This is a genomic window from Cryobacterium sp. M25, from assembly GCF_002929635.1.
GTDB classification, from domain to species: Bacteria; Actinomycetota; Actinomycetes; order Actinomycetales; family Microbacteriaceae; genus Cryobacterium; species Cryobacterium sandaracinum.
The window spans coordinates 56,068-80,654 of record NZ_PJJU01000048.1; the positions used below are offsets into that span (position 1 = coordinate 56,068).

Annotated in this window: 26 protein-coding genes and 1 other RNA gene; 17 read left to right on the forward strand and 10 right to left on the reverse strand. The window is 67.1% G+C overall.

The features are described from left to right. The first annotated feature begins 212 nt into the window (after positions 1–212). The 4 genes from CXY81_RS07000 to CXY81_RS07015 all read left to right on the forward strand — a co-directional run bounded on the left by CXY81_RS07000 (position 213) and on the right by CXY81_RS07015 (position 2,903). Positions 213–569: a hypothetical protein gene (locus CXY81_RS07000; RefSeq protein ID WP_104194408.1), complete on the forward strand. Its 357-nt coding sequence runs from the start codon at positions 213–215 to the stop codon at positions 567–569. Positions 570–1,065: 496 nt separating this feature from the next. Next, on the forward strand, positions 1,066–1,503 hold the full coding sequence (locus CXY81_RS16940; protein WP_233194035.1) for a GAF and ANTAR domain-containing protein: 438 nt from the start codon (positions 1,066–1,068) through the stop codon (positions 1,501–1,503). A 79-nt stretch (positions 1,504–1,582) separates the two neighbouring features. Next, positions 1,583–1,921: a hypothetical protein gene (locus CXY81_RS07010; protein ID WP_104171093.1), complete on the forward strand. Its 339-nt coding sequence runs from the start codon at positions 1,583–1,585 to the stop codon at positions 1,919–1,921. A gap of 103 nt (positions 1,922–2,024) precedes the next feature. Next, positions 2,025–2,903: a universal stress protein gene (locus tag CXY81_RS07015; RefSeq protein ID WP_104194409.1), complete on the forward strand. Its 879-nt coding sequence runs from the start codon at positions 2,025–2,027 to the stop codon at positions 2,901–2,903. Between the two features lie 42 nt (positions 2,904–2,945). Here the strand turns inward: CXY81_RS07015 and CXY81_RS07020 are convergent, their stop codons facing one another. Together CXY81_RS07020 and CXY81_RS07025 are read right to left on the reverse strand one after the other, a co-directional pair. Continuing rightward, entirely contained in the window at positions 2,946–3,713 is a 768-nt protein-coding gene (locus CXY81_RS07020; protein ID WP_104194410.1) for a universal stress protein, read from the reverse strand. Beyond that, entirely contained in the window at positions 3,710–4,624 is a 915-nt protein-coding gene (locus CXY81_RS07025; RefSeq protein WP_104194411.1) for a universal stress protein, read from the reverse strand. The genes CXY81_RS07020 and CXY81_RS07025 overlap by 4 nt, the downstream gene beginning before the upstream one ends. Before the next feature lie 141 nt (positions 4,625–4,765). Here CXY81_RS07025 and CXY81_RS07030 point away from each other — a divergent pair, with 141 nt between their 5' ends. From CXY81_RS07030 to rnpB, 8 genes are all read left to right on the forward strand, one after another. Then, the gene (locus CXY81_RS07030; RefSeq protein WP_104194412.1) at positions 4,766–6,001 is read left to right on the forward strand and encodes a sensor histidine kinase; all 1,236 of its coding nucleotides are present in this window, start codon (positions 4,766–4,768) and stop codon (positions 5,999–6,001) included. Next, the gene (locus CXY81_RS07035) at positions 5,998–6,681 is read left to right on the forward strand and encodes a response regulator transcription factor (protein ID WP_104194413.1); all 684 of its coding nucleotides are present in this window, start codon (positions 5,998–6,000) and stop codon (positions 6,679–6,681) included. The genes CXY81_RS07030 and CXY81_RS07035 overlap by 4 nt, the downstream gene beginning before the upstream one ends. Beyond that, positions 6,678–7,181, forward strand: a complete 504-nt coding sequence (locus CXY81_RS07040) for a DUF427 domain-containing protein (protein WP_104194414.1) — start codon at positions 6,678–6,680, stop codon at positions 7,179–7,181. Before CXY81_RS07035 ends, CXY81_RS07040 begins: the two co-directional genes overlap by 4 nt. A 135-nt stretch (positions 7,182–7,316) precedes the next feature. After that, positions 7,317–7,712: a hypothetical protein gene (locus tag CXY81_RS16945; RefSeq protein ID WP_158252020.1), complete on the forward strand. Its 396-nt coding sequence runs from the start codon at positions 7,317–7,319 to the stop codon at positions 7,710–7,712. Next, complete coding sequence (locus tag CXY81_RS16950; RefSeq protein ID WP_158252021.1) at positions 7,688–7,981, forward strand: DMT family transporter; 294 nt, start codon at positions 7,688–7,690, stop codon at positions 7,979–7,981. The genes CXY81_RS16945 and CXY81_RS16950 overlap by 25 nt, the downstream gene beginning before the upstream one ends. After that, complete coding sequence (locus tag CXY81_RS07050; RefSeq protein WP_104171098.1) at positions 7,941–8,762, forward strand: Nif3-like dinuclear metal center hexameric protein; 822 nt, start codon at positions 7,941–7,943, stop codon at positions 8,760–8,762. Before CXY81_RS16950 ends, CXY81_RS07050 begins: the two co-directional genes overlap by 41 nt. 68 nt (positions 8,763–8,830) lie before the next feature. Then, positions 8,831–9,568, forward strand: a complete 738-nt coding sequence (locus CXY81_RS07055) for a zinc ribbon domain-containing protein (protein ID WP_104171099.1) — start codon at positions 8,831–8,833, stop codon at positions 9,566–9,568. Between the two features lie 44 nt (positions 9,569–9,612). Continuing rightward, an RNA gene (rnpB, locus tag CXY81_RS07060) (RNase P RNA component class A) lies at positions 9,613–9,989 on the forward strand. Positions 9,990–10,040: 51 nt separating this feature from the next. Here rnpB and ppgK read toward each other — a convergent pair. Further along, positions 10,041–10,805 carry a polyphosphate--glucose phosphotransferase gene (gene ppgK, locus CXY81_RS07065; RefSeq protein ID WP_104171100.1) on the reverse strand — a complete coding sequence of 255 codons (765 nt, stop codon included), beginning with the start codon at positions 10,803–10,805 and terminating at the stop codon, positions 10,041–10,043. A 19-nt stretch (positions 10,806–10,824) separates the two neighbouring features. Then, positions 10,825–11,691 carry a type I methionyl aminopeptidase gene (map, locus tag CXY81_RS07070; RefSeq protein WP_104171101.1) on the reverse strand — a complete coding sequence of 289 codons (867 nt, stop codon included), beginning with the start codon at positions 11,689–11,691 and terminating at the stop codon, positions 10,825–10,827. Between the two features lie 12 nt (positions 11,692–11,703). Here map and CXY81_RS07075 point away from each other — a divergent pair, with 12 nt between their 5' ends. Further along, a complete protein-coding gene (locus tag CXY81_RS07075) occupies positions 11,704–11,892 on the forward strand; it encodes an SPOR domain-containing protein (RefSeq protein ID WP_104171102.1) in 189 nt (62 codons plus the stop codon). 18 nt (positions 11,893–11,910) lie between these two features. On the opposite strand, the gene panB is transcribed toward CXY81_RS07075, so the two are convergent. Further along, complete coding sequence (gene panB / locus CXY81_RS07080; RefSeq protein WP_104171103.1) at positions 11,911–12,783, reverse strand: 3-methyl-2-oxobutanoate hydroxymethyltransferase; 873 nt, start codon at positions 12,781–12,783, stop codon at positions 11,911–11,913. Positions 12,784–12,884: 101 nt separating this feature from the next. On the opposite strand from panB, the gene CXY81_RS07085 reads away from it, so the two are divergent. Continuing rightward, entirely contained in the window at positions 12,885–14,222 is a 1,338-nt protein-coding gene (locus CXY81_RS07085; RefSeq protein ID WP_104101951.1) for a glutamine synthetase family protein, read from the forward strand. A 20-nt stretch (positions 14,223–14,242) separates the two neighbouring features. Beyond that, positions 14,243–17,278 carry a bifunctional [glutamine synthetase] adenylyltransferase/[glutamine synthetase]-adenylyl-L-tyrosine phosphorylase gene (locus CXY81_RS07090; RefSeq protein ID WP_104194416.1) on the forward strand — a complete coding sequence of 1,012 codons (3,036 nt, stop codon included), beginning with the start codon at positions 14,243–14,245 and terminating at the stop codon, positions 17,276–17,278. An 81-nt stretch (positions 17,279–17,359) separates the two neighbouring features. On the opposite strand, the gene glnA is transcribed toward CXY81_RS07090, so the two are convergent. Next, positions 17,360–18,784: a type I glutamate--ammonia ligase gene (gene glnA / locus CXY81_RS07095; RefSeq protein WP_104194417.1), complete on the reverse strand. Its 1,425-nt coding sequence runs from the start codon at positions 18,782–18,784 to the stop codon at positions 17,360–17,362. Between the two features lie 144 nt (positions 18,785–18,928). Here glnA and CXY81_RS07100 point away from each other — a divergent pair, with 144 nt between their 5' ends. Next, positions 18,929–19,369, forward strand: coding sequence for an RDD family protein (locus CXY81_RS07100; RefSeq protein WP_104101960.1), 441 nt, complete (start codon positions 18,929–18,931; stop codon positions 19,367–19,369). Positions 19,370–19,391: 22 nt separating this feature from the next. Here the strand turns inward: CXY81_RS07100 and CXY81_RS07105 are convergent, their stop codons facing one another. The 3 genes from CXY81_RS07105 to lipB are packed head-to-tail and all read right to left on the reverse strand — an operon-like array spanning position 19,392 to position 21,772. Continuing rightward, complete coding sequence (locus CXY81_RS07105) at positions 19,392–20,102, reverse strand: DUF4191 domain-containing protein (protein WP_104101963.1); 711 nt, start codon at positions 20,100–20,102, stop codon at positions 19,392–19,394. A 48-nt stretch (positions 20,103–20,150) separates the two neighbouring features. Continuing rightward, on the reverse strand, positions 20,151–21,140 hold the full coding sequence (lipA, locus tag CXY81_RS07110; RefSeq protein ID WP_104101966.1) for a lipoyl synthase: 990 nt from the start codon (positions 21,138–21,140) through the stop codon (positions 20,151–20,153). After that, positions 21,137–21,772, reverse strand: a complete 636-nt coding sequence (gene lipB, locus CXY81_RS07115; protein WP_104194418.1) for a lipoyl(octanoyl) transferase LipB — start codon at positions 21,770–21,772, stop codon at positions 21,137–21,139. Before lipB ends, lipA begins: the two co-directional genes overlap by 4 nt. 109 nt (positions 21,773–21,881) lie before the next feature. Between lipB and CXY81_RS07120 the strand changes: the two genes are divergently transcribed. Continuing rightward, positions 21,882–23,456, forward strand: a complete 1,575-nt coding sequence (locus CXY81_RS07120) for a protein kinase (RefSeq protein WP_158252022.1) — start codon at positions 21,882–21,884, stop codon at positions 23,454–23,456. Between the two features lie 29 nt (positions 23,457–23,485). Here the strand turns inward: CXY81_RS07120 and CXY81_RS07125 are convergent. Further along, positions 23,486–24,587, reverse strand: a 1,102-nt coding sequence (locus CXY81_RS07125) for a 2-oxo acid dehydrogenase subunit E2 (RefSeq protein ID WP_104194422.1), incomplete at its 5' end; no start/stop codon positions are given.

A 24,587-nucleotide genomic window follows, 5' to 3' on the forward strand; every position in this document is an offset into this window, starting at 1 on the left:
GTGCAAAGGTCGGACGCAGGTTCTTTAATCGCTCTGCGGAGCCGGGTTCCGCGCGATACGCTGGAAACGGCGTGACTGAGAAAGTCGCTGCCCGCCGCGGAATAATCGTTGCTTTCCCGCGGAGCCGAGTGGTCGTGAAGGCACCGTTCACACTCACGCGCGAGCGACTTCGATGCGAGTAATTTCGACCCGAGTAACGGATGCCATGGGGGGTGAACGTCGTCATGTCCCGGTCTGACCGTCAATCGTTCGGCCTCGCCGTCGAGGAGTTGCCCAACGCGCACCTGAACAGCACGCACCTGTGTTCGTCGTTCCTGCGGGTGCTGCCCGTCACCGGCGTGGCGATCTCCACCCTCGGCGCACCGTTCGGCACCGAAACCGTGTGCGCGAGCGACGTCGAAGGCGTGTTCGCGTTCCCGATGGTCGTCGGAACGTTGGATATCGGAGCGGTTGACCTGTACTCCCGCCGCCCCCGCACCCTGACCGGACTTGAGATCGCGACGCCACGATGCTGGTCGGGATCGCCGCCCGGCAGGTGCTTCGGCGCGTCCTGCTCGAGCATACGGTGAAGCCGGACCCAGACGCCGACGAGGGCTACTCGCGTCGCTTCGTGCACCAGGCGACGGGGATGGTACTGGCCCAGTTGAACGTGGGAGCCTCGGATGCCCTCCTGATCGTCCAGGGCTACGCGTTCTCCCACGCGCGCACGGTCCGCGAGGTAGCGGACGATGTTGTGGCGCGAAGGGTCGATTTTACATCAGAATTAGACCGGTATTGGGATGGAATTATGGTGACCAGAACACGTGAAGGTCAGTTGGTTGAGACCTTCGTCACGCTGGCCGACCCGCTTGTCGTCGGGTACGACGTCGTCGACGTGCTGCACACACTCGTAGAGACCTGCGCCACACTCTTCGGCGCGTCCGCGGTCGGGATCATCCTCTCCGCCTACAACGACAACGATCTCGAGGTAATGGCCTCAACCAACGAACGAAGTCGCCTGATTGAGATCCTGCAGCTGCGGGCCGGCAATGGGCCGTGCGTCGAGTGCTACACGACCGGCTACCCGTGGCCATTCCCGACCTCGATGTCCTCGCCCCGGCGTGGCCACGGTTCCGGGCGGGAGCGCTCGAACTCGGCTTCGAGTCGATGCATTCGGTTCCCCTGCGGCTGCAAGCGACGACCATCGGATCGCTCAATCTCTTCTGGGATCGCCTCGGCGGTCTGGGAGCGGAGGACCTGCGCACGGTCCAGGCGCTGGCCGACACCGCCACCATCGGCATTCTTCAGGAACGCGCCATCAGGGAGAGCGGCGTGGCTCGGGCCCAGCTGCAACGCGCGCTCAGTAGCCGCGTTCTAATCGAGCAGGCCAAGGGCGTCGTCGCTCTCACCCACACCGTCGACATGGAAGAGGCCTTCGCGATCCTGCGTCAATATGCCCGCGACAACGGCCAGCGGCTGGTCGAGGTTGCCGAACAGGTTGTGAACCGAACCCTCGACCTATAAACCCCGCACGGTCTAGAATCGGAATATGCCCCAGACCCTGGCTGCACATGTCCATTTCGTGAACAATCAGGGGTCTACCATGAAGCGTCTATTTCACCCCGGCGGATCGGTCATCACGGGCGATGACCTTGCGGATGCCGTCATGCACTATGCCGAGGCGTTGAGTCTCCGTCCCCAGGTCGATGTCGTCGACATCCCGATCGTTAAAGAGACCGGACTGCTGGGTCGCATCCAGATCCTGATCGGCGGATCCGGCCAATTGGTCTGCGTTACTGCCGGTTCCGCACGGTCAGAGCTGCTGGAGCCGGAGACGGTGGACACTCTCCGCCATAAGGCCCTGGTCGGCACGGCCTCGGGCCGAGCCTCGTGGACGGGCGACGGCCTGGATTCGCCACAGTTCGACGAGTTCGACTACTGACGTCCTGACCGACGCCGGGACTTTCGGCCCTGTTCTGTCGGATCGTCGCGCGACATCGTAGACCCCGTTCTGCCCGCTGTGCCGGGGAGCGGAGGAGGTCGTCATGGACAACCGTGTTGTAGTGGGGGTCAGCGGTCGGCCGGCGGCTCGGGCTGCGCTGCAGTGGGCGATCGACTATGCGCGTCCCCGGCGCCTGGAGATCGAGTTGGTGCACGTCGTCGACGCGACCTTCGGCACGACCACGGTCGGGTTTCTGCACTCGGCCCGCGAGCAGGCCGAACTGTTGCTCGCCCGTGAGGGCGAGGAGGCCCGCAGTGTCGCTCCTGACCTGACTTTTCGCACGACGGTCCTCGAGGGCTCGCCCACCGGGGCCCTCACCGACTGGGCAGTCGGCGCGCAACTCCTCGTTGTGGACTCGCACGCCCTGGGCCGGTTTCGGGACTATGTCTTCAGCACCCAAGCCGCGCAGATCGCGGCTTACGCCGGCGGTTCCGTCGTCGTCGTGCCCGAGCGGGAGGAACAGCGCGGCACCGGCGTCGTCGTCGGGGTGGACGGTTTCGAGGCATCCCTCGCCGCCGTGACATTCGCCGCGGATCAGGCGGACCGCCTGGGCGAGCGGTTGACGGCGCTGTACTGCTGGAGCGCACCGGCCCCTTGGACCGAAGCGCGCGCCATGATCGACTGGCCGATGGTGCCCGATGAGGCGGACCGCGTGGTCCTCGCCGAAGCGGTGGCGGGACTGGCCGAACGCTATCCGGACCTGGTGCTTGACCTGCGGCTCGACCTCGGGTTGCCGGCGGACGCACTCGTGTCGGCGGCGACCGGTGCGCGGCTTCTCGTTGTGGGCAGCCACGGTCGTCACGGGTTCGCTCGCTTCTGGCTGGGTTCGGTCAGTCATGTGATCGTTTTGACCATGCCCTGCCCAGTCGCCGTGATCAGGGTCGCCGTCACCGAGACCGGACCGGTCAGCGAACCCGTCTAAATGATTCACAACGCTCGAATCGGAGCGTGCGAATCGGGGGTGTCAGTCGGACCGTGCGATCAGCACAGGCACGTTGATTTTCATCAGGACGTCGTGGATGACTGAATCGATCACCGACTGGGTCACGGGCCTCGGATGTGAAACTCCGAGCACAGTATGACAGCTTCGCTGCCGACATCGAGCAGAGCCTCGGCCGGCGGCCGATGCACCAGCCGGGGATTCACGAACACACCGGGGGTCGCGGCAGTCGCGAGCTCCGGGCTCCGCACGCAAAGTCGACGGCGCATGCACGAGGATGAGTTCGTGGCCAAGGCGGCGCGCCTCCTGGGCGCCGCGAATGACGGCCGAGGTGGATCCCTCGAAACGGTCGACACCCACGACGACTCCACTTCGGCTGTCTGTGGTCGATTCCGGCACCACGGCGACGGTGCAGCGGGCCGCCGCGGCGATCTGAACGCTGCGCGAGCCGAGCACGTGTCCGCTCAGGGAGCCGGTCTTGTGGGTTCCGACGACCAAAACATCGTCGGATGTCGGCATTGCGGCGAGCGTCCAGGCGGGAGACCCGTGCAGGACGAGCGCGCCGATGTCCAGCCCGGGATGCGTCTTCGCCGCGGTGATCTCCTGCGTGAGCAGACTGCTCGCCCGGCGCTCGGCCTCCCGCGCGTAGTCGGGACCCAGCAGCCCCCACTCATCGTCGACGACGTGCACCAGGACCACGGGCGACCCGTCCGCTTCCGCCCGAGCCAGACCCCAGCGGAAGGCGGACCGGCTCGGATCCGATCCGTCGAATCCGATGTAGGAGGTGTTCACCGCTTCTTCACACCTTCCGTGGAGTCCGGTCGGGACTCGGCGCGTTCACCGGCCGGGCGGGGGACCACAGCGACCGGGCACGGCAGGTTCATCAGCACGTCGTGGCTGACCGAACCGAGAAAGAGGCTGCCGACGGCACCCCGGCCGTGTGTGCCGACGACGACGAGGGACGCCGTTTGGGAGGCGTTCACGAGCACGGATGCCGCGGTGCCCTGTTCCAGAACCTCGGCGATATGCAGCGCCGGATGCGCGTCGCGAACCCTCCTCGTTGCCCCCGACAGGATGCGCGCGTGGGCGTCCCGTATCTCCTCGTAGGGCAGGACGGCACCGTATTCGACGGCCACGGTCGCGGGAATGGTCCAGGCATGGACGATATCGAGAGGGAGTTTGTAACGCTCGGCTTCGCGGGCCGCGAAGTCAACGGCGACCAGAGCCGTGACGTCGTTCTCCATGCCCACGACGATGTGGCCGCCACGTGCCTGCCAGTTGACGGGGACGACGACGACGGGGCATCGGGCGTGGGCCGCGAGGCGAAGGGGAAGGGTGCCGAAGACCGTCCCGGCGAGAACACCGGTCTTGTTCGTGCCGATGACCAGAAGGTCGGCGGTCGCCGACGCCCGCGCCAGCTCATCGACCGGGACGCCATGTCGGATGTAGCTCGTCTTCCGGCAGGAGGGTGCCACCTGTTCGACCCGTCGAAGGGCTTCCGCGAGCGCGCGCTCGTAGGCAGGCTGACTGGAATAGTCCGATCCCTCAGCGGGGTACCAGCCCAGCTCCACCACCGTGGTGAGTTCGAGTTGCACGGGCGTGCCCTGCATCCGTTCGAGCGTCACGACCCGGTCGAGTGCCCACTCCAGGGCCGCCTTGCTCGCGGCCCCACCGTCAATGGCCACGATCACTTTTTCAACCATGGGTGTGACTCCTGCTCTGGGGTGGAATCGCACCGGACAGTCCGCTCCACGCTATGATCGCAGTGCCTGCCGGACCGGGACAGGGCCGAAGGTCCCGTGCGGGTAGTATCCCCGCTACCAGACGAGAGGCGGTCCTCGGTCATGCCCCACGAAACTATCCCGGTCACCCTGAACGAACGTTCCGAGGCTTGCCCGGAGACAGTGATCGACCTGCCGGCGCACCTGCCCCTCCCGCGCCGGTCGCGGTGGGTGGCCGCATCCGCCGATTTCATCGAGGGCTTGCGGGGTGAGCGAACGGGTGACCCGCTGATGTTGCTGGCAGACATCTTCGCGTCGGCTGCGGATGCGGACCTAGTCTGCGTCATCGGGCCGCCTGGTGTTGATTCGGGCGTGGGGGACGGTTTTGTCGTCCACGCGGCTCATGGCAGTGCCACTCGACCGTTGGACGGCCTGGCCTTCCCCGTGGCGGGTAGCCTGTGCGGCCGGGCGATGGCCACCGGCCGGCCGGTCCTCGTCGGCCGGGAAGAGAGCGAGGCTGCGGGCCCCGAGTCGCTCCTGATACTCGGGTCGACCCTGGTGGTCCCGCTGGGGAAAGCCGGGGAAACCGGCCCGCCCGCAGTGGTGCTCACGGCCTCCCGGCCCAGCGGGGCGCCCCCGTTCACTGCCGTGGACCTCGATACGGCCGTCGATTTCGCCCGACTGGCATATGCGGGCCGCCACCTCGAGCGGAGCAGCACGGACCGGGCGCGTCTGGCGGTGCGCACCGATCGCGACCGGATCGCACGTGAGCTGCACGACCGGGTCATTCAGCGGGTCTTCGCTGTCGGGCTCGCCGTGCGCGCCCTCGGCGGGATGACCGCCGACCCGGTGTTCGGGCGGCGGCTGGCCGACCAGGTGGGAGCCCTCGACGCGGTCATCGCCGACCTCCGCACCGCGATCTTCGGGTTGTCGACGCAGGCGGACCCCGACCGGCACGGGCTTCGCCGCAGCATCGTCGACCTGCTCGACGAGGTCGGACCTCTCTTTGCGCACCCGCCGCGGGTGGTGTTCTCCGGGGCGATCGATCTGCTCGTTTCCACCTCGCTGGCTGATGATGTCGTGGCGGTCGTGCGCGAGGGGCTGACCAACGTGGTCCGGCACTCCGGAACCCGGGAGGCTGAAGTGCGCGTCTCGGTCGCGGCGCACATCCTCACGGTCGAGATCGGCGACACCGGCGTCGGTCTTACCGGCGCAAGTCGGCGCAGCGGCGTCGCTAATCTGGCGGTCAGAGCCGAACGCTGGCAGGGGATGGTGTCGCTGCGCGACCGGGCGCCGCGCGGTGCCGAGCTGCGTTGGACGGCGCGCGTGAGCGACGCTTCCGCAGGGACTTCCCGATGACGCGTGTGTTCGTGGTCGACGACCACGACGTCGTCCGTATCGGCCTGGCTGCCCTGATCAACGCCGAAGCTGACCTGGAAGTGGTGGGGGAGGCGGCAACGAGGCGGCAGGCCGTGGCCAGGGTCGCCGCCACCCGGCCGGACGTCGTGGTCCTTGACGTGCGGCTGCCCGACGGAAGCGGCATCGACGCCTGCCGGGACATCCGGGGGAGGGATCCCGGCATCCGGTGCCTGATGCTCACGGCGTTCGACGACGACACGGCCAGCCGCGCCGCCGTCCTGGCTGGGGCGTCCGGCTATGTCTTGAAGGACATCCGCGGTGATCGCCTGGTGCAGGGAATCCGGCGTGTGGCAGGGGGGGAGTCGCTGCTCACCCCGCTGCTGGCCGGCCGGGTGGCAACCTCGTTGGGGCTGGACCGAGGCGACCCTGCCGCCCGAGCGCTGACGACGCGGGAACGGCAAGTCCTCGATCTGATCTCCCGGGGCCTCACCAACCGCCAGATCGGCGAGCACCTCGACCTGGCGGAGAAGACGGTGAAGAACTATGTGTCGGGGGTGCTCAGCAAACTTGGCATGGAGCGCCGCACCCAGGCCGCCGTCTTCGGGGTGGAGTTGCAGCGCCAGGAGGGTTCGTCCAATGTTCGAATTCACCCGGCCGCTCCCGGTACGCTGGCCGGATGAAGCCGTTTCGCACTAACCGGGTTGTGCCCGGACCCGGCCAGGAATCGGTCTGGGATTACCCGCGACCGCCTCGCGTGGAGACGAGTGCCGACCGGGTCGTCGTCACCCTCGGTGGCCTGGTCCTGGTCGACACCGACGATGCCGTACGGGTGCTCGAGACCAGCCATCCGCCGGTCTACTACCTGCCGCACTCCGCGTTCCGGGCGGGGAGCCTCGAACCGGTGACCGGCCGATCGTACTGCGAGTACAAGGGCGAGGCGTCGTACCTGAGCGTGGTCACCCCGGGGCGTATGGAGGAGGCGGCCGGGTGGTACTACCCGTCGCCGACGCGGGGCTTCGAGGATCTGGCGAACCGCGTCGCGCTGTACCCCGGACGGATGGACCTCGTTACCGTGAACGGGGAAGCGGTGCTGCCTCAGCCGGGCGACTTCTACGGCGGCTGGATCACCTCCCGGGTCGTCGGACCGTTCAAGGGGGCTCCCGGCACTCTCGGATGGTGACGCCGCCGCGAACCGTCGCGAGCCGGCTCGGCGTGGCCCCCATCTTTCTGGCCGCGCTGCTCTGGGGCACGACGGGCACGGCCGCGCACTTCCTGCCCGGCAGCGTCAGCCCGCTGGCGACCAAGGGCGGCCACGATGGCCGTGGGCGGCGCGCTGCTCTTCACGCTTTCCGCCCGAAGCGCCCGGGCAACCCTCCGAAACTGCTCCGTGCGCCGCTGGGTGCTGGCCGGGGTCGCCGGCATCGTCGTCTACCCGCTCGCTTTCTACAGTGCGATGAACCTGGTCGGGGTGGCGGTCGGCACGGTCGTGTCGCTGGGGTCTGCGCCCGTCTTTGCCGCGGGAATCGAGTTCCTGGCGGAGCGCCGGGCAGTCACACGGCTCTGGACACTGTGCACACTGGTGGCTCTGCTCGGCACGATTCTGCTGATCACCGGCCGGCAGTCGGACCAGGCCGCCGGGTCCGCTCCTCCGGGCGTTCTGCTCGGGCTGCTCGCGCGATCGGGCCCATGTTCGTCGCCTATCTGCTCTTAGGCCGCGGCCCGCGCACGGTCCGCGGCAGCACGGCGACCAGCCTCATCCTGGTCCAACCTCTCGTGGCTACGCTGCTGGCGGTCCTGATCGTCGGCGAGCGGTTGCCACCGTCCGGCTGGGCCGGGCTCGGGCTGGTTCTGGTGGCGGTGACCGCGCTTGCAGTTCCTCGGAATTCCGGTCAACCGTCGTCAGGAGGGCGCACCGCCTCGTCACCGGTAGGCTGGCGAAGTGCCCGTCTCACTCGCCGATGTAAGTCGGATCATCCATGAACTGTGGCCGTTGTCCGGTGCCGAAGTCTGGGACGCCCCGGGTCTGGTCTGCGGCAACCCCGGCCAGCCGGTCGAATCGATCCACCTGGCCGTGGACGCCGTCTCCGCGACCGTGGACGAGGCGGTCGGACATGACGCAGACCTGCTCCTGGTGCACCATCCGCTCCTGCTGCGCGGCGTCACGTCGGTCGCCGAAGACCGTTACAAGGGCGCCCTGATCGGTCGTCTGATCCGAGCGAATTGCGCTCTCCTTGCGGCCCACACCAACGCGGATGTCGTCGTGGACGGCGTCTCGGACATCCTCGCCACCCGACTCGGCCTCGTTGACGCAACCCCCATCACGGCGGGCGCCGCGGCGGGAACGGGAATCGGCCGGGTCGGCCGGCTCGCGCACCCGACCACGCTGGGCCAACTGGCCCACCGCCTCGCCCAGCTCCTGCCGGCGACCGCCACCGGCGTCCGGGTCTCGGGGGAGTACGGCAGTGTCGTCGAAACCGTCTCGCTCTGCGGTGGTGCAGGCGATTCCCTTCTCCCTCATCCCGCCGTGCAGGCGTCCGATGTGTATATCACCTCCGATCTCCGTCACCACCCGGCGTCGGAGGCCCGTGAGCAGTCCGGGCTGTCGGGGGGCACCCCTGCCCTGATCGACGTGTCGCACTGGGCCAGTGAATGGCTCTGGATCGAGCCGGCCGCCGAACAGCTGCGGGCTCTTCTGCCCGGTGTGCGCATCACCAGCAGTTCCCTGCGCACGGATCCCTGGGACTTCGCGATCGTGCAGTAGCCTGCCGATGAAGTTCGGATCCACCCCCAACGCTCGTTCATATTTCTATTCGCAAAGGTCAGGACATCGTGAAGGCATCCCCAGTAGAACAGAAAGAGCTTCTCCGGCTTCAGGCCCTCGACATCCGGCTGCAGCAGGTCGAGCATCAGACGAAGGCCCTGCCCCAGCACGCCGAGATCCGGGAACTCACCACATTGTTCGACACCACCCGGATGGCCTTCGGCACCCGCGCCGGCGAACGTGATGACGTGCGCACCGAGCTGGCGCGGATCGAATCCGACGTCGAAGTGGTCGAGAAGCGCATCGCGCGGGACACCGACCGGGTTCAGCACACTTCCTCGGTGAAAGACGTGCAGGCTTTGGAGACGGAGCTTGCGGCGCTGCGCAAGCGCCTCCTGGCGCTCGAGGAGATCGAGATCGCGGTGATGGAACGGCTCGAGGAGAGCGATGCGACCGTCTCCGCGGTGGAGGCGGAGCGGGACGCGATCGCGCTCCGGATCCACGACGCCGAGCAGGCGCGCAACGAAAGCCTCGCCGATCTGAACCGGCAGCTCGGCCAACTCCGCCGGGACCGGGCAGCCGTCGCCGGCAGCGTCGCCGAGGACCTCGCCACGCTGTACGAGAAGCGCTTCGTGACGGGGCGGGGCAACGCCGCCGCCCTGTTGCGGGCGCGCACCTGCAGCGGCTGCACGATGACGCTCACCGGCAGCGACCTCGATGCCGTGCGTTCCTCGCCGGCCGACGAGGTCCTGTTCTGCCCGGACTGCGGGGCGATCCTGGTTCGCACGCAGGAGTCCGGGATCTAGGTGGAGCCGGGCCCCGCCGGCGGCCTGTACTCTAGACTGTGGAATGGGTCGGCAAGACGGTCGCGTCATCCGCTACCTTCGGGTCAGCGGATGCCGAGGAACGTCCGGGCTCCGCAGAGCAGGATGGTGGGTAACGCCCACCCGGGGTAACCCGCGAGACAGTGCCACAGAAAGTAGACCGCCTCCGGTTTCGGCCGGTGGTAAGGGTGAAACGGTGGTGTAAGAGACCACCAGAGGCCAGGGTGACCTGGTCGGCTAGGTAAACCTCGTCCGGAGCAAGGTCAGACAGGAAACGCCAAGGCGGCTCGCCGAGTTTCCGGGTAGACCGCTAGAGGGCTGCGGCAACGTAGTCCCGAGATAGATGGCCGTCCAGGGTGCTACGGCATCGGGACAGAACCCGGCGTAATAGCCGGCCCATTCCACCTTCCGGCCTCCAGGTTCTGCGCCGGGGTGCTCTGCCGCTCCGGACAGGTCAGTCCTGATGCTTGACGGCGAGTGCGGCGGCCCCGAGGATCCCCGCGTTGTTGCGATGCACGGCCGGGATGATGGCTGTCTTCAGTCGCAGAAGGGGCAGGAAGTCCTGGTGGTGCTTGGACACGCCGCCGCCGACGATGAAGAGGTCCGGCGAGAACAGTGCTTCCAAGGTCGAGTAGTACTTCTGCAGCCGACCGGCCCATTTTTCCCAGCTCAGGTTCTCCCGCTCCTTGGCGGAGTACGCGGCCTTGGTTTCGTAGTCGACGCCCTCGATCTGCAGATGGCCGAGTTCGGTGTTCTGCACCAGCAAACCGTCGTTGAGCAGTGCGGTTCCGATTCCGGTGCCGAGGGTCGTCATGATGACCACTCCCTTCACCCCCTTCGCCGCGCCGAACTGCGCCTCCGCGTAGCCGGCGGCATCCGCGTCGTTCACGAAGTGAATGGGCTGGCCAAGACCCTTCTGGAAGAGATTCTCGGCGGAGAGGCCGATCCACTTGTCCGAGACGTTGGCGGCCGACATGGTGTGGCCGTTCTTGACGACGGCGGGGAAGCAGATGCCCACCGGCAGCGCGCCGGCACCCTCCTCGGCGGAAACGATTGTCAGGAGGGTCCTGGTCGTTTCGATGATGTCGGCTGGTCGACCGCCTTTAGGCGTGGGAAGCTTCACGCGATCGGACAGGAGCTTGCCGGTGGACAGATCGACCACCGCTCCCTTGATCCCGGTGCCGCCAATGTCAATGCCGATGGCCATGGTTGAACTCATAGTCAAAACCTACCGGTTGTCAGGAGAGGGTGAGGATCTCGGCGCCGCGGTCGGTCACCACGAGGGTGTGCTCGAACTGGGCGGTGATGCTCTTGTCCCGGGTCGTCACGGTCCAGTCATCCGCCCACATGTCCCAGTCGGTCCCGCCCAGGGTGAGCATCGGTTCGATCGTGAAGACCATGCCGACCTCCATCACGGTGTCGTAGACGGGAGCGGAGTCGTAGTGCGGGATGATCAGGCCGGAGTGGAAGGCCTCGCCGACGCCGTGTCCGGTGAAGTCCCGAACGACCCCATAGCCGAACCTCTTGGCGTAGGACTCGATGGTGCGGCCGATCACGTTCACCTGGCGTCCGGGAGCGACGGCCCTGATACCGCGGGCGAGAGCCTCCCGGGTGCGTTCGACGAGGAGCCTGACCTCGTCCCGTGCCTCGCCGACGATGAAGGTGGCGTTCGTGTCGCCGTGCACACCGTTTTTGTAGGCGGTGATGTCTATGTTGACGATGTCGCCGTTCTCAAGAACGGTGTCGTCCGGGATGCCGTGGCAGATGACCTCGTTCACGGAACTACACAGTGATTTGGGAAACCCCCGATAGCCGAGCGTCGACGGGTAGGCGTCACGCTCGATCATGAACTCGTGGCCGATCCGGTCGAGTTCCTCTGTCGTCACGCCGGGGCGGATGGCCTGTGCGACCGCTTCGATGGCCCCGGCCGCAATCCGGCCTGATTCCCGGATCAGCTCGATGCGCTCGGAGGAGTACAGATCCGATCCTGTGAAGGCCGAGGGCATCCCCTTGCCGACGTACTCTGGGCGCACGATGTGGCGGGGAACGGAGCGGAGCGGAGAAACCGCGCCCGGGAGGAGGTGACCAACAGAATCCTTAGGCATAGGATCAAGCTTATGTCCGAAGGCACCGATCATCAGTTCTGGTACAACATGCGCACGGGCGCGGTCGAACAGGGGATGCAGTCCCCCGCCACGGACCGCGTCGGGCCGTTCGCCACCCGGGAGGAGGCCGTCCACGCGCTGGAGAAGCTGCGCGCGAACAGCGCCAAATGGGCCGCGGAAGAGGCCGAGAACGACCGCTAGTCCCGCGAGCGGCGAGTTTTACTCGTAGCTATGTTCCGGCCCGGGGTACGCGCCGGAGTCGACGTCGTCCTTGAACCGGTGCACAGCATCCGTCAGCACGCCGCGCAGGTTGGCGTACTGCCGAACGAATCGGGGCACCCGCCCCTCGGTCATGCCGGCGAAATCCGTCCATACCAACAGCTGGCCGTCTACGTCGGGCCCAGCACCCACCCCGATCGTGGGGATGTCGAGCCGTGCGGTGACCAGTGCCGCGACCGTCGCCGGGACCATCTCGAGCACGACCGCGAAGGCGCCGGCGTCCTGCACCGCGAGGGCGTCTTCGATCAGCTGATCTGCGGCCTCGCCGCGGCCCTGGATCATATGTCCGCCCAGCCCGTGCTCGCTCTGAGGGGTGAAGCCGACATGCCCCATCACGGGGATCCCCGATGACACGATGCGCTTGATCTGCTTGTGGCTGCGAACCCCGCCCTCAAGCTTGACCGCGTGGGCCTGCGCTTCCTTCATGAAACGCACGGCGGTGTGCAGGGCCTCGCTCTGGCCGGTCTCGTACGAACCGAAGGGCATGTCTGCGACGACGAGTGCGCGGGTCACGGCGCGCGCGACGGCCCGGGTGAGCGGGATGAGTTCGTCGACCGTCACCGGAAGGGTGGTCTCGTAGCCGAACACGTTGTTGCCGGCCGAATCGCCCACGAGCAGGAAGTCGATGCCGGCCTGGTCGAAGATCTGGGCCGTGAGCATGTCGTAGCTGGTGAGCCCCGTTATCGGGATGCCCTGCTGCTTGGCGTTGTGAAAATGGCGCGTGCGCACCCGTTTGGGTCCGGACTGCACAGAAACGAAGGGATTCAGCTCGCTGACGGGCTGGGGTTCATCCGGAACGGTCGACTCTGGCATGCCTCAAGTGTAGTCAAGGCGCGTTCAGGCCGATCGGCGGCCGGTTTCGCCCGAGAGCCGACGCCAGACAGTAGCCTAGGGAGCGACAAGAAAGGGCGTGAATGGACAAGCAGCGCGACTTCGTTCTTCGGACCATCGAGGAGCGGGGAATCAAGTTCATCCGACTCTGGTTCACGGATGTCGTCGGCACCCTCAAATCGGTGGCCATCGCACCCGCAGAGGTTGAGGGCGCATTCGCCGAGGGTCTCGGTTTCGACGGTTCGGCGATCGAGGGTCTCACCCGGTCGTTCGAGGCGGATGTGCTCGCGCACCCGGACCCGACCACGTTCCAGATCCTGCCCTGGCGCGGTGAGATCGACCCGACCGCCCGCATGTTCTGCGACATCATGACGCCGGACGGTCAGCCGGCCGTCGCCGATCCGCGAAATGTGCTTAAGCGCACGCTGGCCAAGGCAGCCGACCGCGGTTTCACGTTCTATACCCACCCCGAAATTGAGTTTTACCTGCTCAAGTCGTCCAAGTATGGCAAGAACGGCCCCGTGCCGGTGGACCACGCCGGCTACTTCGACAACGTTCCCGGCGGCACAGCCCACGACTTCCGCCGCCGGTCGGTGCGGATGCTCGAAGACCTTGGCATTTCGGTGGAATTCAGCCACCACGAGGCAGGTCCCGGTCAGAACGAGATCGACCTGCGCTATGCGGATGCGCTGACCACGGCGGATAACATCATGACCTTCCGCACGGTCATCAAGGAGGTGGCCATCGAGCAGGGCGTCTACGCGACGTTCATGCCGAAGCCGATGTCGGAGCACCCCGGGTCAGGAATGCACACGCACCTGTCCCTGTTCGAGGGCGACACCAACGCGTTCTTCGAGGCGGGCGCGCAATACCAGCTCTCCAAGACCGGTCGCCAGTTCATCGCCGGGTTGCTCAAGCATGCCCCGGAGATCACCGCCGTCACGAACCAGTTCGTGAACTCCTACAAGCGCCTGTGGGGCGGGGACGAAGCCCCCAGCTTCGTGTGCTGGGGTCACAACAACCGGTCCGCCCTGATCCGGGTGCCACTGTACAAGCCCAATAAGGGGCAGAGCGCCCGCGTCGAGTACCGGGCTATCGACTCGGCAGCGAATCCGTACCTCGCGTACTCCCTCATGCTGGCCGCCGGGCTCAAGGGAATCGAAGAGGGCTACGAGCTTCCCCCCGAGGCCGAGGACAATGTGTGGGGTCTGAGCGACACCGAGCGGCGCGCTCTGGGCTACCGGCAGCTTCCAGCGAGCCTGGACCACGCGATCCAGTACATGGAGGAGTCCGAGTTGGTCGCCGAGACGCTGGGCGAGCACGTGTTCAACTATGTGCTGCTCAACAAGCGCCAGGAGTGGAAGGAGTACCGCTCGCAGGTCACTCCCTTCGAGCTCGACAAGAACCTCGAGATGCTATAACGGTCGGGAGACAAGACCCGATGGCACGGGAACAGCTGACTCTGACCGAGCTCGCCCGGGTAGGCTTCGTCGAGCTGCGAGAGGTGCGTTTTCGGCTGGACGAGGTCGGTGACCTGGGCGGACCCGAATCGGACGCCCTGCTGCCGCTGCTCGGCAAGACGGCCAACCCGGATGCCGCCCTCGCGGCCCTCGTGTCGCTGCTGCGCCGGGCGCCGCACGAGGTGCGGGCGTTGTTGCTGCACCCGGAGCCGACCCAGCGGCTGCTGCGGGTCGTCGGCGCGTCGAGCGGACTGACCGAGTTCTTCCTGCGTCATCCGGAGGAATTGACGGTCCTCGCCCAGCCGCTCACGGCCCTTCCCGACCTGCCGGAACTGATCGAGGACCTGCTGGATGCGGTCGGTACGCGGGACGGGTTCGCCAGCCTCGTCGACGATGAGGGCTGGGTCGCCCTGCGGGTGCGCTACCGGCGCCGCCTGGCGCAGCTGGCCGCCTACGACCTCGAGCAGCCCGACCCGGTCGCGGGCCTGGACGCCGTCGCCCGCACGCTCGCCGACCTGGCGGCCGCCGCGCTGGAGGCCTCCTTGGCCGTCGCGCGGAGCATGTCCACCGGCCTGGTCGCGGGGCGAGGCGTATTCCCGGAGGAAGAGGTGCGCGCCACCCGGCTCGCGGTGATCGGCATGGGCAAGGCCGGCGCCGGCGAACTGAACTACGTCAGCGATGTCGACGTGATCTTCGTCGCCGAGGGTGACCCGGTCGCCGGCCTGGAAGCGCCGCGCGCGGTCGATATCGCCACCCGGCTCGCGATCCTGCTGATGCGGGGCCTGAATCAGCCCGCCGTCGAACCCGAGCTCTGGGAAGTGGACCCGAACCTCCGTCCCGAGGGCAAGTCCGGCGCCCTGGTGCGATCCCTTGAGTCTCACCTGGCCTACTACGACCGTTGGGCGAAGAGCTGGGAGTTCCAGGCGCTGCTGAAGGCCAGACCGCTGGCGGGCGACCTCGAGCTCGGGGGCCGGTATGTGGCGGCGGTGTCCCCGAAGGTGTGGACCAGTGCCAGCCGGGAGAATTTCGTCGAGTCCGTGCAGCGGATGCGCAAGCGCGTCACCAAGAACATTCCGGAGGACGAAGTCGCCGTGCAGCTGAAGCTCGGCCCCGGCGGCCTCCGCGACATCGAGTTCACCGTGCAGCTTCTGCAGCTCGTGCACGGTCAGGCGGATCCGGCGGTTCGGCAGGCCGGCACCCTGCCAGCGCTGACCGCGCTGGCCGAGAGCGGATACGTCGGGCGCGCTGAAGCGGCCGAGTTCGCTCAGGAGTACCGCATCCTGAGGCTGATGGAGCACCGCCTGCAGCTGGAGAAGCTCCGGCGCACCCACCTTGTCCCGCGCGACGAGTCGAGCCTGCGCGTCCTCGCCCGGGCGACCGGGCTCGCCCCGAACGCCGCCCAGCTGAGCGTCCGGTGGCTGAACACCAAGCACCGGGTGCGTGGCCTGCATGAGCGCCTGTTCTACCGCCCTCTCCTGTCGGCGGTGGCCGCGCTTCCCGCGGACGGGCTGGGCCTCACCAGCGCCCAGGCCGAGGCCCGGCTGGCCGCCATCGGATTCCGCAACACCAAGGGCGCCCTCGGTCACATCGCGGCCCTCACCGGCGGGGTGTCCCGACGGGCGACGATTCAGCGCAATCTACTGCCTGTGCTGCTGCAATGGTTCTCCGAGGGAGCCGACCCCGACTACGGGCTGCTCGCGTTCCGGCGCCTGAGCGACAGTCTCGGTACGACCTACTGGTTCCTGCGCATGCTCCGCGACTCATCCGGGGCCGCCGAGCGACTCACCCGGGTGCTGTCCTCATCCCGTTTCGTCGGCGAGCTCCTGGAGACGATTCCCGAATCCGTGGCCTGGCTGGAAGACGAGGACGACCTGCGGCCCCGCAGCGCGGCCACCCTCCGTGCGGAGGCCCGCGCCGTGCTGGCACGGCACGAGAGTCCGGATGCGGCCGCCTCGATCCTGCGCACGGCCCGGCGCCGCGAAATGCTGCGGCTGGCGTTCTCGGCGATTTTGGGCCAGGTCAGCATCGACGAGCTGGCGACGGGGCTCACCGACGTCACCGCCACCATCATCGAGGGGGTGCTCGCCGCCATCCGTGGCACCACGCTCGACGGTGCCGAAGACGGTCAGGACGCCGACGGGATCGAATTCGCCGTGATCGGCATGGGCCGGTTCGGCGGCTCGGAACTGGGGTTCGGCTCGGATGCCGACGTGATGTACGTCTTTCGCCCGGGCACCCTCACCGGCGAGGCAGCCCACGACCGGGCGAAGTTCATCGTCAAGGAGTTGTCGCGGCTCACTGATGACAACCGCCTGCCTCTGGACCTGGACATCGGGCTGCGCCCTGAGGGGAAGAACGGTTCCGTTGCCAGGTCCCTCGAGTCCTACGAGGCCTACTACCGGCGTTGGTCGCTCACCTGGGAGGCACAGGCGCTGTTGCGGGGGAGAGGAGTCGCCGGCGACGCCCGGCTCCTGGCCGACTTCGAGGCCGTCGCCGACGAGGTGCGGTATCCGTCATCGATCAGCGAACAGGCGATCCGTGAGGTCAAGCGGATCAAGGCCAGAGTCGAAAACGAACGGCTGCCGCAGGGCGCCGATCCCAACCGGCACCTCAAGCTCGGCCGAGGGTCGTTGAGCGACGTGGAGTGGTTCGTGCAGCTGCTTCAGCTGCAGCATGCGGCCGACATCGCCGAGCTGCGCACCTCGTCGACGCTCGGCGCCCTCCGCGCGGCCGTCGCCGCGGGCCTGGTCAACGAGACGGATGCCGAAACTCTCACCACCGCGTGGGTCTTCGCGTCCCGCTGCCGGTCCGCGATCACCCTCTGGACCAACAAGACCGCGGATGTCCTCCCGACCGACCGCGTGCAGCTCGAGGGCGTCGCCCGGGTGATGGAATACCCGCCGGGCTCTGCCAACCAGCTCGAGGAGGAATACCTCTCGGTGACCCGCCGCGCCCGCGCGGTGTTCGAGCGCCTGTTCTACGGGCCGGTGGAGCGCGCCGGCCCCTTCGGCGGGTAGGTCCGGTATAGGCAGGAGGACCGCATCCCCGAGGGGATGAGGTCCTCCTGCCTATACCAGGCCGGTTGCCGGGGCTACGGTCTAGACGCCGTAGTAGAGCTCGAACTCGAACGGGTGCGGACGCTGCGCGAGCGGCTTGATTTCCATCTCACGCTTGTAGTCGATCCAGGTTTCGATCAGTTCGGGCGTGAAGACGTTGCCGGCAAGCAGGAAGTCGTGGTCGTTCTCGAGGGCTACGAGGGCCTCGCCGAGCGACGCGGGAACCTGCGGGATGTTCTTGGCCTCTTCGGGCGGCAGCTCGTAGAGGTCCTTGTCGACCGGCTCGTGCGGTTCGATCCGGTTCTTGATGCCGTCCAGGCCGGCCATCAGCTGGGCGGCGAAGGCGAGGTACGGGTTGCCCGAGGCATCGGGAGCGCGGAACTCGATGCGCTTCGCCTTCGGGTTGGTGCCCGTGATCGGGATCCGGATGGACGCAGAACGGTTGCCCGCCGAGTAGACGAGGTTGACGGGAGCTTCGAACCCCGGCACCAGACGGTGGTAGGAGTTGACGCTCGGGTTTGTGAAGGCGAGTACGGCCGGTGCGTGCTTGAGCAGACCACCGATGTACCAGCGGGCGAGGTCGGACAGTCCGCCGTAGCCGGACTCGTCGTAGAAAAGGGGCTTGCCGTCGGCCCACAGTGACTGGTGCGTGTGCATGCCGGAGCCGTTGTCGCCGAACAGAGGCTTCGGCATGAAGGTGGCGGTCTTTCCCCACTCGGCCGAGGTGTTCTTGACGATGTACTTGAACTTGAGCAGATCGTCGGCTGCGTGCACCATGGTGTCGAAGCGGTAGTTGATCTCGCCCTGGCCGCCGGTGCCGACCTCGTGGTGGCTGCGTTCCAGGATGAGTCCGGCGTCAATCAGCTTGAGGCAGATGTCGTCGCGCAGGTCGGCGTGCTGGTCGACCGGGCTGACGGGGAAGTAGCCGCCCTTAAAAGGCGTCTTGTTGGCGAGGTTCCCGCCGACCTCTTCCTTGCCCGAGTTCCAGGCACCCTCGCTGGAGTCCACGGAGTAGAAGCTGGAGTGCTGGTTCACTTCGTAGCGAACATCGTCGAAGATGTAGAACTCGGCCTCCGGAGCGAAAAATGCGGTGTCCGCGATCCCGGTCGAAGCCAGGTACTTCTCGGCCTTCTTGGCAACCTGACGCGGGTCCTTCGAATAGATCTCGCCGTTGCGCGGGTTGTAGATGTCGAAAAGCATGATGAGGGTGCGCTCGGTGCGGAACGCGTCGATGTAGGCCGTGGTCACGTCCGGGATCAGCTGCATGTCGGATTCGTGGATCGACGCGAAACCGCGGATCGACGAACCGTCGAACATCTGCCCGACCGTGAAGAACTCCTCATCGACGGTCGACGCGGGGATGTTGAAGTGCTGCTGAACACCCGGCAAATCGGTGAAACGGATGTCAAGGAACTTGACGTCCGTGTCTTTGATGAACTTGAGCACTTCTGACGAATCGCGGAACATGCGGTTTTTTCTCCAAACGACGTGGGCATAGAACGTGTAAGTCGCGCGCTGCGGCTCCTTTGAGGCTACTGGGATGCCATTACCCGGCAGTGACGCTTATGTTTCACACATGTTACAGCGGGGCCCGCTCGGTAGACTCAGCCCGTGTCTGCCGCAGCCTCGAATTCGACCACTTTTGGACAACTTCCACCGAGCCGTTGGCCGGGGGAGCGCCTCGGCCTGCCGAACGAGGGAACCCGATCCGTGGGGCGCGTCGGCCGCAGGATCGGCGCCCTCGCGCTGGACTGGGCCCTGGCCTACGGGGCGGCGGCACTGTTCTTCAGCACGAGCGGCGTGGTCAACGGCTTCGCTGTGACCGCCATTTTCGTGGGGCTCCAGATCGTGTTCATCCCGACCATCGGCGGCAGCATCGGCCACCGTCTGGTCGGGCTCCGGGTCGTCCCGCTCCAGCCGGGTTGGGTCGGGTTGTGGCGCCCCGTCGTGCGGTCCCTGCTGCTCGGGCTGGCGGTCCCCGCTCTAGTCTGGGACTCGGACCAGCGCGGTTTCCACGACAAGGTCGCGGGAACGGTGCTCATCCGCTCCTAGCCTGAGCCGCGAGGGGAAGTGCCTAGTTTCCGCGCTGCGGACGCGCCTTCATCGGGTCGACGCCCTTGGGGATCGGCAGTTTCTTGGTCATGGAATTCAACCGGTTGTTCACGGCGAGCACCTCGGCCTTGGTCAGGGTGGGCTTGATCCGGGTGAGGCGCCGGGCCAGTTTGTGCAGCGGCACGGCATCGGCGTCGGGGCCGACGCTGATGATGGTGACGGCGATGCTGCCGCCGAGCCTGGTCACCATCCGGCGCTCTTCCTCGAGCATGCGGGCCGTTCGGGTGCGCGGCCCTTCACTGATCAGCACCACGCCGCCGCGGCCGACAGCCCGGTACACGGCATCCTGGGTCTTGCCGTTGACGGCGACGGGCATCTCACTTCCCACCCAGCCGCGCTTCAGTGAACCGCGCAGCACCGCGCCGACGGCGCCGGGCTGGCCCTCGATCTGCGTGTATGCGGCTTTTTCGGCCCGCTGGCCCAGGATGATGAGCATGGCGAGGATTCCGGTGAGCACACCCGAAATTGTCCACAAGACGATGTTGAGGATGCTCCCGGGGGACAGAATAAGGGCAAGTCCCAGCGCGACCGCGACGGGCACCACGAAGCCGAGAACCATGAACAACACGATCTTCTTGTCGTAGCGGCGTGTCATCTGGAACACCTGCCACATTTGCTTCATGCGGCCGGGCTTCTTGGGGGGGCGGGGAGTCTTGTCCTTGCTGCGTGCCATGGTTCCAAGACTACCCAGTCACCCGAATGTCTCGTGACCGATTTTTGATCAGGAGACCGCCTGCGCGAAGCCGAGGGATGCGTCCGCCAGGTGGCGCAGTTGCGGCGGAACCTCGCGACCGGTCGCCAGCATGGACTGGGCCCAGAGCCGGCCCGCCCGATAGGACGAGCGCACAAGCGGGCCGGAGAGCACACCAAGGAAACCGATGGCCTCGGCTTCCTCCTTGAGTTCGACGAACTCCTCCGGCTTCACCCAGCGGGCCACGGGCAGATGACGCGCGCTCGGCCGCAGATACTGGGTGATCGTGATGATGTCGGTCCCGGCGTCGTGCAGGTCCTGGAGGGCCTGGCTGACCTCCGCGCGCTCCTCACCCATGCCCAGGATCAGATTCGATTTCGTGATAAGTCCCGCATCGCGGCCCTGGGTGAGGACGTCCAGGGACCGTTCGTAGCGGAATGCCGGCCGGATTCGCTTGAAGATTCTCGGGACGGTCTCCACATTGTGGCCGAAGACCTCGGGCTGGGCGGAGAAGACCTCGCCGAGGTGGTCCGGGTTGCCGGAGAAGTCCGGGACCAGAATCTCAACGCCGGTTCCGGGACTCTGCTGGTGGATCTGCCGGATGGTCTCCGCGTAGAGCCAGGAGCCCTCGTCGGGCAGGTCGTCGCGGGCGACGCCCGTCACCGTGGCGTAGCGCAGATTCATCTTGACGACGGATTCCGCGACGCGGCGCGGCTCATCCGTGTCGTACTCGGCAGGTTTGCCGGTATCGATCTGGCAGAAGTCGCACCGCCTCGTGCACTGTGACCCGCCGATCAGGAAGGTCGCCTCGCGGTCTTCCCAGCATTCGAAGATGTTAGGGCAGCCGGCCTCCTGGCACACGGTGTGCAGGTTTTCGCCCTTCACCAGGTTTTGGAGCTTGCGGTACTCCGGTCCCATCTTCGCCACCGTCTTGATCCAGGCGGGCTTACGTTCGATCGGCGTTTCCATATTGCGGATCTCAAGGCGGAGCATCTTGCGTCCCTCGGGCGCCGCGCTCATGCGGACACCGCCCAGACGGTCTCGAACTGGGCCGTGATGGGGGTGATGAGGTCGGCCGGGTTCACGTCGTGGCCGACCATTCTCGAGATGGTGGTGACGCCGGCGTCCTTGATCCCGCAGGCGATGATGTGGTCGTAGGGTTCGAGCGAGTTGTTGCAGTTGAGGGCGAAGCCGTGCATGGTCACTCCTTCCGCGACGCGGATTCCGATGGCGGCGATTTTGTCTTCCCGGCCCTCCGGGCCGACCCAGACTCCTGAACGGCCCGAGATTCGGCAGCCGACGATGTCGAAGCCCAGGAGGGCGTCGATGAGGATCCCCTCGAGGAGGCGCACGTAGCCGACGACGTCGACGGGCTCCCGGAGGCGAGTGACCGGATACCCGACCAGCTGCCCGGGGCCGTGCCAGGTGATCTTCCCACCGCGGTCCGCGTCGATGACGGGGATTCCGTTTCGGGGACGCTCCTCGGGAGCTGTGCGCTTCCCGGCGGTATACACGCTCGGATGTTCGAGAAAGATGACGGTGTCCGGCCTCTCCCCGGAGACGACGGAACGGTGGACTGCGCGTTGGAGCTCAAGGCCCTCAACATACGGCACGGAGTTGGCGCTTAGCCCCGCGACGACAAAGTCGAGCATGCACTCATCCTAAACCCCGGCGTTCCTCCCCACGAGGTTGGCGGCCCGGTTGTCCCCGAACCGAGTCCGGGTCGGCCGGGAGGGGAGCGGCGAGGCCAGCATGTCCGGTATGAGAACTCGCGGTCGACGCGTCCGCAATCCGGGGCCCGCGTCCCTGCCCCACTCGACCGGCTCGGTATCCGGCGGCGGCCCCGCATTGGTCGCAGGCTACCGCGTTCTGCGGCGCTTGGCGTCAACCGACCGGTCCGACCTGTATGTGGGCGTGGCGCCGTCCCCGTCGACCTCGACCGGGGACGAGGCGCGGGGGTGGGAGCAGGGTGGCTCCACGACGTCCGTCGTGCTCAAGGTCTTCCATCCGGGAACGGAGGACCTCTCGATCGAACGGGAGGTCCAAGCCCTGACCACCCTGACGGTCGGACGGCTGACCACGCTCGTCGATGTCGGCACCCTGGCCGATGGCCGCACCTGCCTCGTACTGGAACAGCTCACGGGCGGGTCGCTGAGCGGCTTTCTGGAGGGCCGCAGTCACTTGCTTCCCGGGGAGGCGGTCACGATCCTGGCCCCGATCGCGGCCGCATTGGCGGAGCTGCAGGCCATCGGCCTGATCCATCCGGCCGTCAGCCTCGCGAGCATTCTCTTCGACTCCAGCGGGCGCCCGGTCCTGACCGGGCTGGGAGAGCTCCGGGCGCTGCCCGAGGCCGGTCGCGGGCGGTCCGAGGCGCTCGCCCTGGTGCACGGCCGGCTCGCGCAGGTCATCCGGACGGTGCTCGACCACGTCGATCCCGTCGTGCCGGTCCCGACGGTCCTCCGCGACCTGGAACGGTGGTGCGCGGTGCCGGCCGCTGGCTCGGCGGCCTGCACCTGGGGCGAGGTCGAGCATCTCCTGTTCGCCTGGGCCGAGGCCGTGCCGGTGAGGCTGGGTCGGAGCCCCGAGGCCGTCAGCGGGCCGCAACCGGCCGTCGACTGGCTCCGGAGACCTCTGATTGGCGATTTCGTCGGACGTGCTCCCACGGAGAAGGTCCGCCTTGCCGCAGAGGATCCCCGAGCCAAACGGATGCTCGGCAGCCGGGTCTCGCGTGCTCGCACGGCGGTTCGCCGGCTGTGGGAAGGTCACCCGACCGGTGGGCTGAAGTCGCTGCTGGGCCGGCGGTTCCGCCTCCGCCGTGGGCCGCTGCTCCTCGTGGCCCTCGTGGCCCTGTTGAGTACGGGACTGGCGGTGACGGCGCTGGCCGCGGGTGGATCCGCGCACACCGACGGAGCGCGGCCGGAGGGCTCCTCAAAGCCGGCCGAGTCGACCACCGCTGACGGCGACGAAGTAGGCGGTGACGGGTCCCCCCGAGAGGAAGCCGTGGTGACCGGCGACGACCCGGTGGTCGCGCTTCCTGCCCTGCTGCGGGTCCGCAGCCGGTGCCTTGCGGAGGTTTCGGTGGTCTGCCTCGATGCCGTGCACCAGGCGCAATCGGCGGCTCTGGCGGCCGACAGCTTCACCCTGCGCATGATGCAACAGGGCGACGAGGTCGCCGAATTCGAGGATTGGTCGTCGTGGGCGGCGGTTCTGGTGGAGCGAATGGGGGATGTCGCGCTCGTGTCGCTTCAGGCCCCGGATGCAGAACGACAGCCGGCCTCGGTCCTTGTGATCAAGGGCGAGGCCGGCTGGCGAATCAGGGATATTTTCGACTACTAGTCAAGGTCCGGTCTCACGGACGACATCGACTAGATGCCGAGGTTTGCTTCGAAGGCACCTGCCTCGAGACGCTGCTTCATGGTGACGAGGAAGCGTGAAGCATCCGCGCCGTCAATGATGCGGTGATCATAGGACAGAGCCAGGAACACGGTCGAGCGGATCGCGATCGCGTCGAGGCCACCCTGGCTGACGACGATGGGCTTCTTGTAGACAACCCCGGTGCCGAGGATGGCGCTCTGCGGCAGGAAGACGACCGGGGTGTCGAAGAGCGCACCGCGCGAACCGGTGTTGGTCAGTGTGAACGTTCCACCAGACAGTTCGTCGGGCTTGAGCTTGTTGTCGCGGGTGCGCTGGGCGAGGTCGGCGATCTGAGCGGCGAATCCGGCCAGATCGAGCTCGCCCGCGTTGCGCACGACCGGGGTCAGCAGGCCGCGTTCGGTATCGACCGCAATGCTGATGTTCTCCTGGCTCGGGAACACGATCGTGTCGCCGTCGATGGTGGCGTTGATGATTGGGTTGGCCTGAAGTGCCTCGGCTGCAGCGAGAGCGAAGAACGGCAGAAAGGACAGCTTGTTGCCCGTCTTGGCGTGAAAATCGGCCTTCACCTGGTCGCGAAGAACCGCGACCCGGGTGACGTCGACCTCGACCACCGTGGTCAGCTGAGCCGATGACTGCATCGAGATGACGGCGCGCTCGGCGACGACCTTGCGCAGACGCGACATGGGCTGGGTGGTCCCGCGCAGGGCGGAAACCTCCACGGCCGGAGCTGTTGCTGCAGCCGTCCCGACGGGAGCGCTGGCCTGGGCGAGCGCGATGTCCTCCTTGCGGATGCGTCCACCGACACCGGTTCCGACCACGCGGGACAGATCGACACCGGCCTCGTTCGCGAGTTTGCGGACGATGGGGGTGACGTAGCCGGATGTTCCCGCGTGCGATCCGCGGGAGACGGCCGGCTCCGGCGCGACCACGGGGGAAGCGGCAGGTGCCGGGGCGGCGACGGGTGCAGCGGCAGGAGCCGCAGCAGCAACGGGTGCCGCGACCGGTGTGGGCGCGAACACCGGTGCGGGTGCAGCGACGGGTTCGGGTGCGGCGACCGGTGCGGGTGCCACGACCGGTGCGGGTGCCGCGACC